The sequence below is a fragment of the Burkholderia sp. BCC1977 genome, from assembly GCF_905339595.1.
Taxonomy (GTDB): domain Bacteria; phylum Pseudomonadota; class Gammaproteobacteria; order Burkholderiales; family Burkholderiaceae; genus Burkholderia.
The window spans coordinates 192,815-209,882 of sequence record NZ_CAJPGQ010000004.1 but is presented as its reverse complement, the minus strand read 5'-3'; the positions used below and the strand labels follow the sequence as shown (position 1 = coordinate 209,882).

Annotated in this window: 11 protein-coding genes; 5 read left to right on the top strand and 6 right to left on the bottom strand. The window is 66.1% G+C overall.

Features of this window, described 5'->3' with window-relative positions:
• Window positions 1–43 precede the first annotated feature (43 nt).
• Window positions 44–1,435 (bottom strand): sigma-54 dependent transcriptional regulator, encoded by a 1,392-nt coding sequence (locus tag U5771_RS05800; RefSeq protein ID WP_322023091.1) that lies wholly within the window; start codon window positions 1,433–1,435, stop codon window positions 44–46.
• Between the two features lie 1,404 nt (window positions 1,436–2,839).
• On the opposite strand from U5771_RS05800, the gene U5771_RS05795 reads away from it, so the two are divergent.
• Complete coding sequence (locus tag U5771_RS05795) at window positions 2,840–3,466, top strand: GNAT family N-acetyltransferase (protein WP_322023151.1); 627 nt, start codon at window positions 2,840–2,842, stop codon at window positions 3,464–3,466.
• Entirely contained in the window at window positions 3,463–5,043 is a 1,581-nt protein-coding gene (locus U5771_RS05790) for a mannose-1-phosphate guanylyltransferase/mannose-6-phosphate isomerase (RefSeq protein ID WP_322023090.1), read from the top strand. Before U5771_RS05795 ends, U5771_RS05790 begins: the two co-directional genes overlap by 4 nt.
• A 111-nt stretch (window positions 5,044–5,154) precedes the next feature.
• Here the strand turns inward: U5771_RS05790 and U5771_RS05785 are convergent, their stop codons facing one another.
• The gene (locus U5771_RS05785; RefSeq protein ID WP_322023089.1) at window positions 5,155–6,444 is read right to left on the bottom strand and encodes a right-handed parallel beta-helix repeat-containing protein; all 1,290 of its coding nucleotides are present in this window, start codon (window positions 6,442–6,444) and stop codon (window positions 5,155–5,157) included.
• Window positions 6,445–6,874: 430 nt separating this feature from the next.
• Between U5771_RS05785 and U5771_RS05780 the strand changes: the two genes are divergently transcribed.
• From U5771_RS05780 to U5771_RS05770, 3 genes are all read left to right on the top strand, one after another.
• Entirely contained in the window at window positions 6,875–7,936 is a 1,062-nt protein-coding gene (locus U5771_RS05780) for a glycosyltransferase family A protein (protein ID WP_322023088.1), read from the top strand.
• 459 nt (window positions 7,937–8,395) lie between these two features.
• Window positions 8,396–9,544, top strand: a complete 1,149-nt coding sequence (locus U5771_RS05775; protein WP_322023150.1) for a glycosyltransferase — start codon at window positions 8,396–8,398, stop codon at window positions 9,542–9,544.
• 27 nt (window positions 9,545–9,571) lie between these two features.
• A complete protein-coding gene (locus U5771_RS05770) occupies window positions 9,572–10,651 on the top strand; it encodes a glycosyltransferase family 1 protein (RefSeq protein WP_322023087.1) in 1,080 nt (359 codons plus the stop codon).
• Between the two features lie 142 nt (window positions 10,652–10,793).
• Here the strand turns inward: U5771_RS05770 and U5771_RS05765 are convergent, their stop codons facing one another.
• The 4 genes from U5771_RS05765 to U5771_RS05750 form a co-directional block, all read right to left on the bottom strand.
• On the bottom strand, window positions 10,794–11,963 hold the full coding sequence (locus tag U5771_RS05765; protein WP_322023086.1) for an acyltransferase: 1,170 nt from the start codon (window positions 11,961–11,963) through the stop codon (window positions 10,794–10,796).
• Between the two features lie 87 nt (window positions 11,964–12,050).
• On the bottom strand, window positions 12,051–13,403 hold the full coding sequence (locus U5771_RS05760) for an oligosaccharide repeat unit polymerase (protein ID WP_322023149.1): 1,353 nt from the start codon (window positions 13,401–13,403) through the stop codon (window positions 12,051–12,053).
• A 50-nt stretch (window positions 13,404–13,453) separates the two neighbouring features.
• A complete protein-coding gene (locus tag U5771_RS05755) occupies window positions 13,454–15,727 on the bottom strand; it encodes a polysaccharide biosynthesis tyrosine autokinase (RefSeq protein ID WP_322023085.1) in 2,274 nt (757 codons plus the stop codon).
• 59 nt (window positions 15,728–15,786) lie between these two features.
• Window positions 15,787–17,013: a polysaccharide biosynthesis/export family protein gene (locus U5771_RS05750; protein ID WP_322023084.1), complete on the bottom strand. Its 1,227-nt coding sequence runs from the start codon at window positions 17,011–17,013 to the stop codon at window positions 15,787–15,789.
• Between the last annotated feature and the right edge of the window lie 55 nt (window positions 17,014–17,068).

The window sequence follows — 17,068 nt, the reverse complement described above, 5'->3', positions numbered from 1 at the left end:
CGACCGGGACCGCGCACGCGGTCGCACGGCCGCGCCGCGCACGTCAGTCCGACGACCCCGTGCCGCGCGGCCGCTCGATTCCGTACGCTTCCATCCAGCGATAGAGGGTTGCCCGCGACACGCCGAGCTCGCGCGCGGAAGCGGCGACGCGTCCGCGCGTGCGCAGCAGCGCGGTCTCGATCGCTTCACGCTCGATCGACTTGCGGATGTCGGCCACCGACGGCGACGCCGCGTCGAGACAGTATTCGAGCTCGAGGTCCTGCGCGGTAATCAGGCGCCCTTCCGTCATCACCACCGCACGCCGCACGCGGTTGATCAACTCGCGGACATTGCCCGGCCAGTCGTGCTTGTAGAGCGCCGTGATCGCATCCGTCGAGAAACCGCGCACGCGATGGCGCGCGTCGCCGCGAAAGCGTTCGAGCATGTGATGCGCGAGCAGTTCGATGTCCTTGCCGCGCGCGCGCAGCGGCGGCTGATCGATGCGCATCACGCAAAGGCGGTGGAACAAGTCCGCGCGGAAGCGCCCTTCTTCCATCGCTTCGCGCAGGTCGACGTGCGTCGCGGAAACGATCCGCACGTCGACCGGCACCGGATCGCTGCCGCCGAGGCGATGGATCGCGCGTTCCTGCAGGAAGCGCAGCAGGCTCGCCTGGCTCTCGTGCGGCAGGTCGCCGATTTCGTCGAGCAGCAGCGTGCCGCCGTTTGCGGCCTCGACGTAGCCGATCTTGCGTGCGTTCGCGCCGGTAAACGCGCCGCGCTCGTAGCCGAACAGTTCCGATTGCAGCAGGTGAGGCGGGATCGCACCGCAGTTGACCGCGACGAACGGGCCGTTGCGCCGTTCCGAATGACGATGGATCGCGACCGCCGTCAGTTCCTTGCCGGTTCCCGTCTCGCCGAACACGAACACCGGCGCGTCGGTGCGCGCGAAGCGCCGCACCGTATCGAACAGCCGCAGCATCGCGCTGCAGGTGCCGACGATGCCCTGCTCCTCCGATTCGAGGCGTTCGCGATCGCGCGCGAACAGGCATTCCATCCCGTAGGCATGGCCGACCGTATCGGCGATTCGCTGGTGCGACGCGGGCAACGTGATGTAGTCGAAGCAATAGTCGCGCAACAGCGCGCGCACGTTCGGCGAGGCGGTCTGACCGGTTTCGACGAGCGCGACCCACACGACATCGCGCATCGACGCGCAGGTCGACGCGATGCTGCCGATCGCGTCGGCATGGCCGCCGCTCAGGTCGAGGATGCCGCAGGTGATTTCGCCGGAAGTGTCGCGCAATTCGCTCGCGTGCGCGACGACCGTCACTTTCCAGTCGCGTCGCGCGAGCTCCTTGCGCAGCATGACGGACGGCGACTGGGTCCAGTAAATCAGAGGACGCTGCCCGGTAGTCCTCTCCCCGCCGGCGCTCTTATCGCGCGTTATTGGCATATTCATAACGAACCATCACTTTCTCCACTCCGCGAACCGTTCGCGTGCACTGCGGGCGGCGGCGCATGTCCGCCTGTCCGTGCTGCGTTTCCGCAGCTTTGGCGAAGATCGAAACTGCACACGGCGAGAGCCCCCGGAGGTCGAGCCGGATGTCATCCGGCCTCGTTGTCATCGAACTCGAAGGGAACGCGTGGCCGCGGGAGCCACGGCGTTCCGGCTTTCATGCGACGCGCCGTCAGGCGGATCGCGTCGGCAAACGGGAATTCCGTCCGCATTTGCGTCGCGTCGTACACGACAGCCGCGCCCGATGCTGAACCGGATGGCCGCCAACCCATTTTCGGAATGGTTGCCTCATTTCATCCGCTCCTGAATTTACACCCCGTATCGAGATGGCCTTGTTACCAAAAGATAAACATCGATTCAGCCGATTACGCTGCCGCCCCGTCGACGCGGCGCGCGTTTAGCGCCTCGGATTTGATTATCTACGACCATTCCCGTCAATCAGTGCCAAATACCACTTTTCTGCAAGATTGGTGCATTTCATTGCCCATGATTTTCGCCTGAATCGCACCAAAATCCCGGGCAGCGTGTTTCATCCGTCGGTAATCGCGTGTCCCGCGCGACACCGCCACGACACATCGAACGCCGGCGAAACGGGCGCGTTCGTTACAACATCGTAACGAAGTGGACGGCCATATCGCCCCCGGTCGCGGCGTCGGCGCGCGATACCGGCCCCGCCGATCCCGGATTCCGCGACGCGGCAGCGCATCGCCGATCGCCGCAACACCGATCGTATCGTCCGTTTGGCGCGTTTGGTCCGTTTGGTCCGTTCGCTCCCGCAATGCAGCATGGCAACCCCGCGTGACGCGCCCGCACGATCGCGGTCGACCCGCCCACGCGACAGGCGCGGTGCCGGTGCAGGTCCGCATGCAACTCGACCGAGGCGGACAACGCGTCGTAGCAAGTATGCGCGTGTTGGCCGGCGCGTCGGAACAACGGTGTCCGAATGAAGGACGTGCGCGGCGCGAGGAAATCGACGAAGCGGTAGACGTTGGCCTGCGAGCGGCAGCCGATCGTGCGCACCCGGAACCGCGATGCACGACCTGCCCGCCGCGAACGATCGCAATCTTCAAGTACGGCCCCCGTTCATCAATCGCATTCGATGCGGACGGCCGCGCTGCGCGTCTTGCAGCGGGCCGTCGCGACGGATCAATTATGGGAAAGCCGTCACACGGCCACTGTGTGCTGCCGCACATTGCCCCCGGCTCGCGGCGCGCGGTCCGCTTTCGCGCTGCCGACACCGGCCGCGCGAAAACGGAGTAACGGGAGTGTAAGTATGCTTTCGAACAGACCGGGGCGCCGGGCATCCGCATCATGGACATCGCCGAGCCGCACGGAACGAACGCGTTCATGCGGCTCGGCGTGCTGAAGGCTTTACACGAGGACCGCATCATGGAATGGCATTGTTGTGACTTCGAACATCTGAGCGCCGTCGATCTCTATGCAATCCTGCGCTCGCGCAACGCGGTGCTGGTAGTCGAGGATGCGCACACGCATCTCGACATCGACGGCAAGGACGCGCATGCGCTGCACGTGTTCGCGTGCATGCACAAGGGCGACACGACGGAAGTCGTCGCCTACGCGCGCGTGCTGCCCGGCGACGACGCGGATCCGGACACCACGATAGACAAGGTGCTGACGAGCGAGGCATGTCGCGACGACCGCACGCTCGAGCAGCTGATGCAGCGTGCGCTCACGGCCGCGCAGGCCGCCCGGCCCGACGTGGCGGTGCGCACGCACGTGCCCGCGCAACGTCAGGCCTTCTACAAGCGTTTCGGATTCCGCAAGGCCTACGGCCCCTATCTCGAGCAGGGCGCGCCGTTCGTCGGTCTCGTCCGGCCGGCGGATCGCGCCGCCGGCGCGCTGCGTCAGCTGCTGTCCCGAACCGTCTCGGCACCGCGGTCGCGAAACGAGGACGCGCGCGTCGACGGCCGCGCACACACCCGGCTGTCCGCCGATACCGGAGCCAATCGATGAGCGCCACCCTTCGCCCGGTTCCCGAACCCGAGCTGCCAAGCATCCTGCCCGTCATTCTCGCCGGCGGCTCCGGCACGCGGCTCTGGCCGCTGTCGCGCGAACAATATCCGAAGCAGCTGATCGAGCTCACCTCGAACGAATCGCCGCTGTCGGCGACCGCGCGTCGCCTGAACGGCATCGCGAACGCGTCGCTCGGCGACACGCTGCTGCTGGTCTGCGGCGAACAGCATCGCATCATGAGCGCCGCGCAGGTGCTCGGGCGCGCGGCGCCCGCTCGCATCCTGCTCGAACCGGCCGCGCGCAATACGGCGCCTGCGCTGACGCTCGCCGCGCTCGACGCCAGCGTGCTCGCGGACGATCCCATCCTCGCGGTCATGCCGGCCGATCACGTGATCGGCGACGTCGCCGCGTTCCAGGAAGCGATCGGGCGCGCGGCGCGCTACGCACTGGAAGGCGCGATCGTCACGCTCGGCGTGCTGCCGCGCCGCGCGGAAACCGGCTACGGCTACATCCAGGTCGGCGAACCGCGCGCCGGTCGCCTCGGCGGACAAGGCGGCTATGCGATCGGGCGCTTCGTCGAGAAGCCGAACGCCGCGCTCGCCGAACGCTACCTGCATTCGGGCGATTACTGGTGGAACAGCGGGATTTTCATCACGCGCGCATCGATCTGGCTGAAGGCGATCCGAGCGCTCGCGCCCGACATCCATGCGGCCTGCGACGCGGCATGGCGTGCGGGCACCGTCGAGGATCCGTTCTTCCGGATCGACGCGGCGGCCTTCGAGGCCTGCCCGTCCGACTCGATCGACTACGCGGTCATGGAACGCCTCGCGGAGCACCCCGAACTCGGCATCGAAGGCATCGTGGTACCGCTTTCCGCAGGCTGGTCCGACGTCGGCACCTGGGATGCGATCTGGGAAATCATGCCGAAGGACGACCAGGGCAACGTCGCGCGCGGCCCGATCGTGTTCGAGGACACGCAGGACAGTCTCGTGCGCTCGGAGGGCCGGCTGATTGCGTGCGTCGGGATGAAGGACGTCGTCGTGATCGAGACGCCCGATGCGGTGCTGGTCGCGAACAAGCACGACGTGCAGCGCGTGAAGAACATCGTCGCGCGCCTGAAGACCGAACAACGGCCGCAGGCGAGCGAACACCGCAAGGTGCAGCGGCCGTGGGGACACTACGATTCGATCGATCTCGGCGAGCGGTTCCAGGTGAAACGGATCGTCGTCGAACCCGGCAAGCGGCTGTCGCTGCAGATGCACTATCACCGCGCCGAGCACTGGATCGTCGTGCGCGGCACCGCGAAGGTCACGCGCGGCAACGAAACCTTCCTGCTCAGCGAGAACGAATCGACCTACATCGCCGTCGGCGAGGTCCACCGTCTCGAGAATCCCGGCCGGATTCCGCTCGAGATCATCGAGGTGCAGTCGGGCAACTATCTCGGCGAGGACGATATCGTTCGGTTCGACGATCAGTATGGTCGGCCGGTCGTCGAGACCGCACCGCCGCAACCGGCGCCGCCGCTCGTCTCGCGCGAACCGGACGAGGAACCCGCGGAGCGCGACGTCATCCGGTAAGCGCATGCGGGTCGCGGCGGCGCGCACGACGACTGGCGCCGCCGCGCGAACACAGGGCAGCCGCCCGTTCGCCGCATGCCGCTGCCGGCCGGCGGCCCGCGCGACGTGCGATCAGTCGATGCCGCCTTGCGACCAGCGCGCCTGCCTGACCGACTCGCGCACGCGCGGCAGCAACGACGGATCCGCACCCACCGCGTCACCTGCCGCCGCCAGCGGCTGACGCGCGGCCGCACACGGCGTGCCCTTCGCCGGCCCTTTCGATGCCCCCGCCGGCCGGGCGGCCGCGCAATCCTGCGCAGGGCCGACCCGGACCGCCATTCCGCCGATCTCCGACAGTTGATTGTCCGCGAGACGCACGCCCGACACGTTTCCCCACAGGCGAATGCCGTCGAATCGCGCATGCGACACGCGGTTGCCGATCACGGTCACGCGCGACACCGATCCCGACCACGTGCTGACCTCGATCGCCGCCTGCTGCGTGATCGAGCGAGGATCGGCCCGGCCCGCCGCGGTCTGGATATCCGCGATCAGGTTGTTCTCGATGCGGATGTCGGACGAGCCGGCCGTGCGGTTGCTGTCTTCCTGCGCGACGAGGATCCCCGAGCTCACCTGGACGTTGCGCACGATGTTGTTCGAGACCGTGACGTTCGCGCCGCCGACCACCGTGATGCCCCGCCCCCACGGATTGCCCTCCAGCGAGTTGCCGGTAATCAGCACGTTGCGCGTCAGCACGCCTTCCGCCTGATAACTCACCACGGCGATCATGTCGTCGCCCGTGCCGCGCACGACGTTGCCCTGCACGAGCACGTTGTGCGAGCCGTGCGTCATGTGAATGCCGTCCGCCAGCGTCGACAGCACCTCGTTGCCGACGATCGCGACGTCCGCGCCGCCGAACACGAAGATGCCGGCGCCGGCGCCGCCGTCGATCACGTTGTCGAGCACCTGCACGCCGCGCCCCGTGACCTCGATCTTCGTCGACGCGGGCGTCGTGAGGCGCGTCGTGCCGGTTCCGGTGAGCCGGAAGCCGACGAGCGTCGTACCGTCGCCGCGCATCTCGATCGTCTGGTCGTCGGGGGTTGTCGCGATCAGCGTGGCGCCGTAGCCCGACACCACGGCATTCCGCTGCCGCACGACCAGCGAACGACCGATCACATACCGCCCCGGCGCGAATATCAGCCGCTGGCCCGGCTGCAACGCATCCAGCGCATGTTGCAACATGTCGGCCTGATCGGCCGCGTCCGCGGCGGGACGAACGTACGCATCCGGCACATTCGCATGAAGCGCGGCAGGCGCAGGCGTGCCGGATGCCGCCGCGGCACTGCCCGGCCACGCCAGCCCGCCTGCGATGCACATGCCGGCGAGCGCCGCGCATGCCAGCAACGGGCTTTGTGATCTACGCATTTCGAATCGACTCCCTGGAATGACTTCACGCGCGTCGGCCGTCGCACCCGAATCGCCGCATGCGGGCCGCGTTGCCCGCCCGCGATACCGCCGAAGCCGGCGACGCGATACGTTCGATTAGATCATTCGAACCAGCCGGGTTTCGGTGCGTCAACAGACCAAGGCATCCCGCCTGTGCCGCGCAATCCCACGTGCCGTTCGACGATTCGCCACGCTTCCCGGGAAGCACATCGCCGAACGGTAGGCTCGCGAACCGACTGCCGATCGACGGCGCGTATCATGGCCACCAAGCGACGCGGCCGTGCTCCGGCATCGCCGGAACGCACCGGTCGCACCCGATCCGCATCGCGGCCCCGACGTGCAGTGCGCCGGGGCACCACGCACGCCGGGGATCCGGATCGCCCGTTCTTCGCTTGTCCAGAATCCGTTCATGACCGACCTGACCATCGCAATCTGCAACTACAACCACGGCGCCTACCTGCGCGACGCGATCGATTCGGCGCTCGCGCAGACCGCGCACGGGATACGCGTGCTGGTCGTCGACGACGGTTCCACCGACGATTCGCGCGACATCATTCGCTCGTACGGCGAACGCGTGACGGCGGTGTTCCAGGAGAATCGCGGCCAGGTCGCCGCATACAACCGCGCGCTCGAGCATGTCGCGACGCGCTACGTGATCCTGCTCGACGCGGACGACCTGCTCTATGCCGACGCCGCGGCCCGCGTGCTGGCCGCATTTGCATCCGGCGACTTCGTGAAGGTGCATTTCCGGCTCGACGTGATCGCGCGGGACGGTGCGCCGACCGGCGCAAGCGTGCCGCAGTCGGCGGTCGACACGGATTGCGGCCGTCTGGTGCGCGCGGGCTGGCTGTACCCGTCGCCGCCCGCATCGGGCAACGCGTATCGGGTCGATGCATTGAAGCGCATCTTTCCGGTGCCCGTCACCCCGGACAACCTGCATGGCGCCGATTTCTACGCGATTTACGGGATCGCGTTGCTCGGCGCCGTGCACATGATCAACGCAACGCTCGGCGGCTATCGCGTGCATCAGCAATTGGATGCGCGCGCCGCCGATGACGCGTCCGCCGACACGCCGGCCCTGGCCCTCACCAATTCGGAAGACGCCGCCACGGGCGCGCTGAAGGCCGAACGCCGATGGTCGACGCTGCGCATGCTCGCCGGCACGCGCCTGCACGAAGCCTTGCCGATCGCGCCGCTCGACTTCGCGATCGAGAAGGCCCGCTTCGCCAGCACGCTGTATCGCGCGCCGCTCGTACGGCGTTGGCGCTGGTTCCTGTGCGAATCCGGACGCTACTGGCATACCGTGCTGCGCAATCCGTTCTGGCGTCCCGCCAAGAAAATCGCCGTTGCCGGGTTGTCGCTCGCCTGCCTGCTGCCGTCAGCGACGCTCAGCGACCGTGCGATTCGCTACATCTCCAATCCGCTCGCGCGCGTGCGCAAGTCATCCACCCGTCGCGCCGCCGCACGATAGCGTCGTCGAACCGCGATCTCCGGCACCGAATCGCTTGTTCGGTAAGCCATCGCACCCAGTCGGTCGTGCATGCGCTGCACAATGATCCGGACCAGTGGATTCACGCGCACTGACCGGATTTCGCCGTTGTCTCGTCTCCAGTCGTCGTAGTCGAATGCCGGCACCGGATGTTCAGGGGAATCGAACCGACACGTAGCACGCGGCATTGATTCTTCACGCCGCATCGTGTTCGCCGCCCTTCGGCGACGTCGATCCGATATCGCATCGGCGGGAACCCGCCAACCGCCTCGCCAGGTCGCTCAAGCGATCAAGACAGCGGAATCCAATGGCAACGACTGGCATGCATTTATCAATTAGGAATGCATAGTTCAACGAACCGGACACCGAAACCGCACGATTCTCGAGCTACCCGTCGTCACGATGGGCGATGAACGTGCGATCGGATCGCTAGACCCAAAGATGACCCAAGAAAAGATCGTTCACATTGCCGAAGCGTTTGGTGGCGGCGTACTGTCGATGCTGACCCATCTCGCCAATCATGCTGCGGCAACCGGCGCCGACGTGACGGTATTGCACGCGATCCGGGCGGAAACCCCGATCGATTTTTCAACGCTGTTTCGACCGGACGTGAAGCTCGTCTACGTCGACATGGCTCGCGAGGTGAGCGTCAAACAGGATCTGCGGAGCCTGCGTGCGCTGGTCCGGAAGCTGCGCGACTGCAAGCCGACCGCGATTCATCTGCACTCGTCGAAGGCCGGCGTACTGGGGCGGGTCGCTGCCCGAATCGCCGCCCCGACTGCAACGGTCCTCTACTCGCCGCACGGGCTCTCGTTCCTGCGGAGCGACGTGTCGCGCACGAAGCAGTACGCGTACTTGAGCTTCGAACGCATCGCGGCGCGCATCGGCGGAACCATCGTCGCGTGCTCGGGCAGCGAACTCGCCGAGATCCGGAACAAGATCGGGGCGAAATCGGCGGTCCTGGTGGAAAACGGCGTCAATGTGGCGGAGATCCCGCCGCACCAGACACGCGACGATCGCAAGATCGTCATCGGCATGAGCGGTCGGGCGTCGTTCCAGAAGAATCACGAAGCATTCGTGCGCCTCGCCGACAAGCTGCACGGCGCGGACGTCGAGTTTCTCTGGATCGGCGGCGATGCCGCCGAGATTCCAGACCCCGACCAGCGCCGGGCGGTCGTCTGCAGCGGCTGGGTAACCCGCGCACGTGCGCTCGCGCTGACGTCGGAACTGGACATCTACGTCCAGACCTCCCGCTGGGAAGGCATGCCGGTCGCGCTGATCGAAGCGCAGGTCGCCGGCATCCCGGCCGTGGTCACGGATGTCGTCGGCAATCGCGACGTGGTGATTCACGGCGTGACCGGCTACGTCGCGTCGAACGCCGACGAGATGGCCGCGTATCTGGCCATGCTCCGCCACGACCGGCAGCTTCGCGAGCAAATGGGCGCGGCTGCCCGGCAACGGGCGATTCAGCGGTTTTCGATGAGCGCGATCTTCCGGCAGTGGAACGCCCTTTACGGACTCGACACCGACGAGCCGCATGTCGGCACGCGCGACTTCAAGCCGGTCGCCCCGGATCACGTCAAAGCCTGATTCCGATTCCGATATTCCCTTATTGACATGATCGCTTTCAAGAAACCGAAGCAACTCGTCTACAACGGCCGATTCACCACGCAGAAGACGACCGGCGTGCAACGCGTCGCACGCGAGCTGATCGCCGCACTGATCAAGTTTCAGCCGCAGGATCCGGTAACCGTGCTGGTGCCGCCGCAGCCCGGCGTCGAGGTAAGCGGAGCGAAGACGGTCAAGGTCGGCTTTTACAAGGGCGTGGTCTGGGAGCAGCTGGTCCTCCCGTTGTTCGCGCGCCGCGGCCGCATCGTCAATCTCGGCAATTCGGCGTCCATTTTCATCGGCAACCAGATCATCTACATGCACGATGCGGCGGTGTTCGACACGCCCGCGCATTTCTCGCGCCCGTTTCGCGTGTGGTACCGGATCATGTTCTGGATCCTGGCGCGAACCTCCGTTTGCGTGCTGACCAACTCCTACTTCTCGCGGGATCGCCTCGCTCATCACTGCGGCGTTGCCGCGGAGAAGATCAGCGTCGTGCCGCTCGGGGCGGATCATCTCGATGCGCTGGAACCGGACGTGAGCGTGCTCGACAAGCACGCGCTGACACCGAACCGGTTCGTGCTCGCCGTCAGCAGCATGAACCCCACCAAGAACTTCGGCCGGCTGATCGCGGCGTTTCGGCAACTCAACGATCCGTCGGTCGATCTCGTCATCGTCGGGATGCGGAACACGACCGTGTTCGGCAAGCAGGACCCCATGTCGACGGCGGAACCGAACATCAAGTACGTCGGGTACATCAGCGACGAGCAACTGAAGGCGCTGTACCAGAACGCGGCGTGCTTCCTTTATCCGTCGATCTACGAAGGCTTCGGCATCCCGCCTCTCGAGGCGATGCGCTACGGTTGTCCGGCGGTGGTCGGCAAATCGGCCGCGCTGCCGGAAGTCTGTGCCGATGCGGCGCTGTACTGCGATCCGTATTCACAGGACGACATCGCGGAAAAATTGCGAAGCCTGCTGGATTCCGCCGAGCTCCGGGCCGAGCTGAAGCGCAAGGGAAGCGTGCACGCGGAGAAATATCGCTGGAGCCGAAGTGCCGAGATGATGAAAGCAATCTTCGAGACGCTGTAGGGCAATCGCCGCGTGTCGTCACCGGGCCACGAGCGGATCGACACGCCCTGCCTTCAGGCGCTGCCCGGCGGCCGGATCGAGACTCGCGCAGTCGCCCGCATGCACGTCACCGCTGGCCGGCCTGCTCGGCCAATCGGCGCAATCACGCGACGTTGACCGGGCTGCCGGTCGCGGTCCGTCGGGTTCCGAACAGGCGGTTGCCGAGATACGACCTGATCGGCTCCTCGACGAATCTCGCGAGGATCGCGGCGGACACGATCGAAAGGCACGCGGCAAGCATTGCCGTTCTGACGACGTAAATGTCGCCCTGCGGCGCATACGCGAACACCAGCCTTCCGATCGGGTAATGCACGCAATAGAGCGGGTACGAGATCCAGCCGAGGAACACACCGATCCGTGCAATCAACTTGCTGCTCGGAGCCAGCATGGCACCGCGATAAACCAGCGCGGGTGCGACGAACCACAGCACGGCCAGCGCGTAAATTCCCCGGATCGACGTCGGAAACACGACGACCAGCAGGAAAGCCGCAAACAGCACGTAGTCGTTCCGTATGAGTCCGGCGACAAACCAGTGCGGCCTCGCCGACAGATTGGCGTCATGCATCTTCCCGATCGCAACGCCCAGCAGGAATCCGTAGCCGACCCTGAAGAATCCGCCGATGAAATTGTCGGCCGACCAGCCCTGATTCAGGATGACGGTCAACTTGCCGTTGTCGAGCCCCACGAGCCATCCATACACGACGAACGCAGCGAGACATGCGTACGCCAGCCGCAGCAGATTCTGCGCTGTCATCCTGATTGCCGCGATCAGGACCACACTCGCGAACAATTCGAAGAACAGCGACCATGCGGGCGGATTCAGAGGAAACACCCCCGGGTCGTTGACCGCCGGCAGGCTGTGATGCGCCGCGCCGACGAAGCCCGACACCGAAAAACGACCGAGATACGGAACGAGAAAATAGTTCTGGCCGGTGGCTGCCGCCAGGTTACCCAACGAAAATGCCGCGGACGACTGAACGCGCATGACGACGAGGCTCACGAACCCGATCGTGAGCCCGATGCATATCATCGGATACAGGCGTATCACGCGTCGCTTCAAATACTCGTCCCACCACGACGCCTGACGCAGTCTTTCGCCGTAGGAGTAGGTCAGGATGAATCCACTCAGCATGAAAAAGACGTCTACCGAAAGATACGCGCTCTGCAGTATCGGAATCGGCAGATCCTGAAGGAAATGCATGAACATCACGCTGATCGCCGCGATGCCGCGCAATCCATCCAGAATTTCAAACTTCTGCTTGTGGGTGGCCATGACAAGTAGTGGCTCCGGGAAATATTGGTTTGGGTACCCGGCATTCTGCAAAGTGGTCGCATGCCCCGTATCGCTCGACCCTTGCCGTTATCGCGACAACACCGGATCGATGTCCGCGGCCCGATCATCTCCATGCGTGACGGCGCGCCCGCTTCCATCTCGATCGGATCCGGTGCCGGCGGCATCGGGCGCAGCGCGTGCCCGAGCCTTCGCGAACCAGTGGAATACGCCGATCAGCAGTACGACCGGCACGAAATTCCGTCCGCTGAACAGGTTCGGGGTTCGCATGATTTCCATGACCGACACGAACAGCACCGCGTGTACGCAGCACCAGAACCCGTTCCCGCTCCGCCAGCCCGCATAACTGCGACCGACCACCCAGCCGAGCACGAGTGCATCGAACAGGCCGAACCAGCCCCACTCGTAGAAGTGGACGAAAATTCCCGATGGATTGTTGAACTCCGGATCGGCGTAGCTGTTCAGGAACAGGTTGATGCTGTCGCCCGAGTCCAACCACGGCTGCAACGTCGCACCGATGATCGGGAAGCGCAGCAGCCAGTCGAACGTGAACATCGGGTGGCCCTGGTCCCAGCCCAGCACACTCAGGATGCCGGCACCGTTGTTCAACGACGTCGAGTAGTACAGGCCGAGACGCTCGAGCGCGAAATCGAACAGGTTGTCGTAGATGTTGACGTAGTAGGCTTCCCACGACCGGTTGTACTCGTTCGCGATGAACAGACCGAACAGCAACGGGATCGCCGCATACGGACCGAGTGTCAACAACCGCGAATACCGGCCACCGAGCCGGAACCGCACGACCATGAGCGCAAGCGGCATCACCATTTCGATCAGCGCAAGCCGCTCGGCGAAGATGAAGCTGCGCAGCAGTGTCAGCACCGCGAGCATGGCGAAGTAGATCTTGTAGCGATTCAGTCCCTTTACCGGTTTCCTGAACACGTAGAAATACAGGACAACGTACGGTGCGGTCGCCTGCGTGAACGTGCTGAGGCCCGTGATGCGCCCTTTCAGATCGAGCATGTCGTAGGCATTCGCTTCACCTCGGACGAACGCGACCAGTAGTGCCGGATGCGTGACGATGCCGCTCAGCAACAGCGCATAGCCGAATAGCGCAAGCGCGAACACGAAATCGAGCACGCGAGGCGACAGTTCGACCGCGACGGGCGGCGGCCCCCGCCGCGTCCGCACCTCGGTCGTCGCGAGCCATGCCGCTGCCATCACCACCATCAGGAACAGCGCGCCGACGAACGCGTAGTAGCCGTCGAAGTAGATCCGCGCAATCGACTTCTGGTCGCCCAGCAGGCTGAGCGACAGCAATCCATACAACGGCAGGATGAACATCGGCACGAGGCGTGCCGGATCTTCCCACCAATAGCCCGTATAACCGCCCGCGGCACCGCGCACGCGTGCCATCCTGCGCATCGTCGCGGGGCCCTGCCGCGGCCCGGACCCTGCCCCGCCCGCTCGGCGGTTCATGACGCGCGTTCCACCCGTTGCCGCGGCGCCATCACCCCGGTATATCCGGACGCGGCCTGATGCGTGTTGGTATCCGTATAACCGTAGTCGTACCGTCCCGGCGTGCCCTTGTAATCGTTCAGGATCACGCCGCGCACGTCGATATGCGCGTGTTCGAGCCGTCGCGCGCTTTCATCGAGTTCCGTCAGCGTCGTCACGCCGCTGCGCGCGACGAGGAACACGGTTCCCGCGAGGCGGCCGAGCACCAGCGCATCGGCCACCGGCAGCAACGGCGGGCCGTCGATCACGACCATGTCGTAGCGCGACGCAACCTGCTCGATCAGTTCGGCAAGCGCAGGCTGCAGCAGCAGCTCACCCGGATCGGGCACGATGCTGCCCATCGCGATGAAATCCAGACCCGGCACGACGCCGCGCTTGATCGCCTCGTCGAGCCGGTGGGTGCCGGCCACCACGTCCGACAGGCCCGGCGCGCGGCTATAGCGGAACCGTTCGTGCAGCGACCCCTTGCGCAGGTCGGCATCGATCAGCAGGACCCGCCGTTTCGCCGCGCCGACGAGCGACGCGATATTCGCGGCGACGAACGACTTGCCGACGCCCGTCGTCGGCCCGGAGATCAGCACGACGGGATTCGACGCAGCCGGCATCGACAGTTGCAGTGACGCGCGGAAATTGCGCAGGCTCTCGAGCGCCGCGTCCTGCGCGGCGACCGGCGGCATCGGCGTGCGCGTGCCGCGCCGTCCGGCCTTCGGACGCAACTCCGCTTGCGCGGCGGCCAGGCTGTGCGGCACCGTCGCGAACACGGGCAGCCCCGTCGTCCATTCGATTTCCTCGGCGTCGCCGATCGTGCCGACGACGCGCTGCCGGACGATCACGATCGCCGCGCCCGCCAGCAGGCCCACCATCAGCAGCGCGATCACCGCGACCCCGCGATGCGGGCCGATCGGCTCCTCGGCGACCTTCGCCGTATCGACGATCCGCACGGTGCCGGTCTTGCTGGCCCGCGCGAGGATCATCTGCTGGCGCGTGTTGAGCAGGTTCGTGTACAGCGCGGTATCGACGGCCACGTCGCGCTGCAACTGCAGCACGCCCTGTTCGACGGTCGGCAGCTGCTGGATCTGCTTGCGTGTCGTGTCGAGCGAACGCTGCGCGTCCGAGAGCTGCGCATCGACGGCCACCACGGCCGGATGCTTCGGCATGAAGCGCGTCAGCAATTCCTCGCGCCGCTGCTGCAGCGTCTGCACGCGCGTCTCGATGTCGACCGACTGCTGGCGCAACGCCAGCGCCTCGTCGCTCGTATTGACCGTCCCGTGCGAGGCCCGGAACGCGTTGAAGCGGCTTTCCGCCTTTTCGAGCTGCGCCTTGAGCTGCGGCAACTGGGCATCCATGAAGCGGATCAGCTTGTCGGCCGCCTCGGACTTGCGCTGCGTGTTCTGCGCCAGGTACGCGTCGCCGATCGCGTTCAGCACACGGCTGTCGTGCACGGGATCCGTGCCGTCGAGCGTCACGCCGACCATGTTCGACTGCTTGCCGCGCTCCGAGATCAGCGCGTTCTTCTGCAGCCAGGCCGTCGCCTCCTCGTCGCTGTAGCGCGTCAGGTCGAAGCGCGCGCCGGGCTTGCCGGCCACGCCACGCACGAAGATGTCGAGCGGCCCCTGCGGCGTCTCGACATGCAGCGGCTGCCCGATGCGGCCCTGCCATGCCGTCCCCTTGCGGCCGAACCAGCCCGTACGCTGCAGCGTGTACGCGCCGTCGTCACCGACGGTCAGCGCGAACCGCTTGCCGAGCAGGCGCTTCGGTACGTCGAAGGTCGGCACGTCGATGCGCTCGGTGCCGTACACGTAGCCGCCCGGCAACGGCGACGACAACCCGTCGGCCGCGTTCACGACTCGCCAGCCGATCAGCGGCAGGTAATGCGGGCGCGCGTCGACGGCCAGATTGGTGCTGCCGATCGCGCGGTCGAGCACCGCGCGGGATTTCAGCACCTCGATCTCGGTCGACGCATCCGTCTTCAGGTCGAACACCGACGACGGATCGCCGGTCGGCGACGTCGATTTCGAATCGGTCGGGCTTTGCTCGACCTGGAACAGGATGTCGGTCCGGTAGACGGGGGCCGCGCACAGCGCATACACGGCGCCGATGAGCGCGCCCGCAAGCGCCGTGCACAGGATCAGGCGCCGGCCACCGTACAGCATGCCCCAGTAGCGGCGCACCGGATAGGACGGCCGCAGGGCGGGCCCGCTGTGCGGGTCTGGCAGGGTCGAAGAAGTCATACAGCATCAGTCCCGTATGGCGCGACGCGCGGTCGCGATGACGAAATGAGTCACGAGGGTCACGGCGAAATCGCCTTGGCCGTCAGCGCACCCTGCGCGGACGACGGAATCAACAGGTTGACGACGCGGCTCCAGCGCACCAGCGACGACGCATCGACGAACACGACGTCGCGCCGCTCGAGCGGGAACTGGTCGGCCAGCGCGAACGACGCGGGCGAGCTGCCGTCGAGGTGGTACACCCGCGGGCGGTTGTCCGGGCCGCGGCGCACGACGAACACCTGCCGCGCGTCCGACGTGTACTGACTCGCGCCGCCCGTGTCGCCGAGCGCTTCACCGAGGCTCATCCGGCCGTCGGTCAGCGTCAGCGTCGCCGGACGCGACACCTCGCCGAGCACGAACACCTTCGCGTCGCTCGCCGCGCGCACACGCACGAGGTCGCCGTCGTGCAGCAGGATGTTCGACGGGTTCACGCCCGCGGCGATCAGCGCGGGCAGGCTCACGTTCACGGTCTTGTCGCCGCGCGTCACCGAGACCTGCGAGCGGTCGGCCGTCGGGGTAAAGCCGCCCGCGCGGTCGATCGCCTCGGGCAGCGTCATCGGCATGTCGTTGACGATCTGCAGCCCCGGCGTGCGCACTTCGCCGTCGAGATAGACGCGCTTGCTGCGGTAGGTCTGCACGCGCAGCGCGATCTGCGGCTTGCGCACGTATTCGCCGAGCCGCTTCGTCAGCAGCGCGCGCGCCTGCGCCTCGGTCAGCCCGGCCACGTGCACGAGGCCCGCATACGCGAACTGCACGTTGCCGTTTGCGTCGACCGTGTAGCCCGTCGCAACCGAACTGGCACCGACGCCGTCGCCGCCGCCCATCGTCTGCGTCGTCGGCAGGTTCAGTTCGGGGTGATCCCATACGACGATGCCGAGCACGTCGCCGGGGCCGATCGCGTACGGTTTCGGCTTGCCGAACAGCTGGCGGATTTCCGCGTCGACATTGGCCGGCTGGCCCGCATGCTGCCGCGCGACGAACGCCGGCGTGATTTCGATCAGATCCTCGCTCGACACGTTCTGCACGCCGTCGAGGCCGCCCGAGCCCGATGCGTCGGCGCTCACGCGTGCATTCGCGTCGCGGTCGGCCGGCGCCCGGTAAGTCATGCCCGGCGACAGCGCACATGCGCTCAGTGCGCACGCGGCCGCCACGATCGCCATGCGCGACAGCCACGGTGCGCGACGGGTGCCGGCCGTGCGTGGCTGCGGCGTCCCGAGCGTCGATTCCGGTTGCGTGGTGATTGACATCGTGCCCTTCCAAAACTGTGCGGTAACCCGCCGAACGCGGCGAATTCCGGCATTA

Coding starts and splice junctions, on each gene's coding strand:
- U5771_RS05800 (WP_322023091.1), bottom strand. CDS start 1,435: ATGAATATGCCAATAACGCGCGATAAGAGCGCCGGCGGGGAGAGGACT.
- U5771_RS05795 (WP_322023151.1), top strand. CDS start 2,840: ATGCGGCTCGGCGTGCTGAAGGCTTTACACGAGGACCGCATCATGGAA.
- U5771_RS05790 (WP_322023090.1), top strand. CDS start 3,463: ATGAGCGCCACCCTTCGCCCGGTTCCCGAACCCGAGCTGCCAAGCATC.
- U5771_RS05785 (WP_322023089.1), bottom strand. CDS start 6,444: ATGCGTAGATCACAAAGCCCGTTGCTGGCATGCGCGGCGCTCGCCGGC.
- U5771_RS05780 (WP_322023088.1), top strand. CDS start 6,875: ATGACCGACCTGACCATCGCAATCTGCAACTACAACCACGGCGCCTAC.
- U5771_RS05775 (WP_322023150.1), top strand. CDS start 8,396: ATGACCCAAGAAAAGATCGTTCACATTGCCGAAGCGTTTGGTGGCGGC.
- U5771_RS05770 (WP_322023087.1), top strand. CDS start 9,572: ATGATCGCTTTCAAGAAACCGAAGCAACTCGTCTACAACGGCCGATTC.
- U5771_RS05765 (WP_322023086.1), bottom strand. CDS start 11,963: ATGGCCACCCACAAGCAGAAGTTTGAAATTCTGGATGGATTGCGCGGC.
- U5771_RS05760 (WP_322023149.1), bottom strand. CDS start 13,403: ATGCGCAGGATGGCACGCGTGCGCGGTGCCGCGGGCGGTTATACGGGC.
- U5771_RS05755 (WP_322023085.1), bottom strand. CDS start 15,727: ATGACTTCTTCGACCCTGCCAGACCCGCACAGCGGGCCCGCCCTGCGG.
- U5771_RS05750 (WP_322023084.1), bottom strand. CDS start 17,013: ATGTCAATCACCACGCAACCGGAATCGACGCTCGGGACGCCGCAGCCA.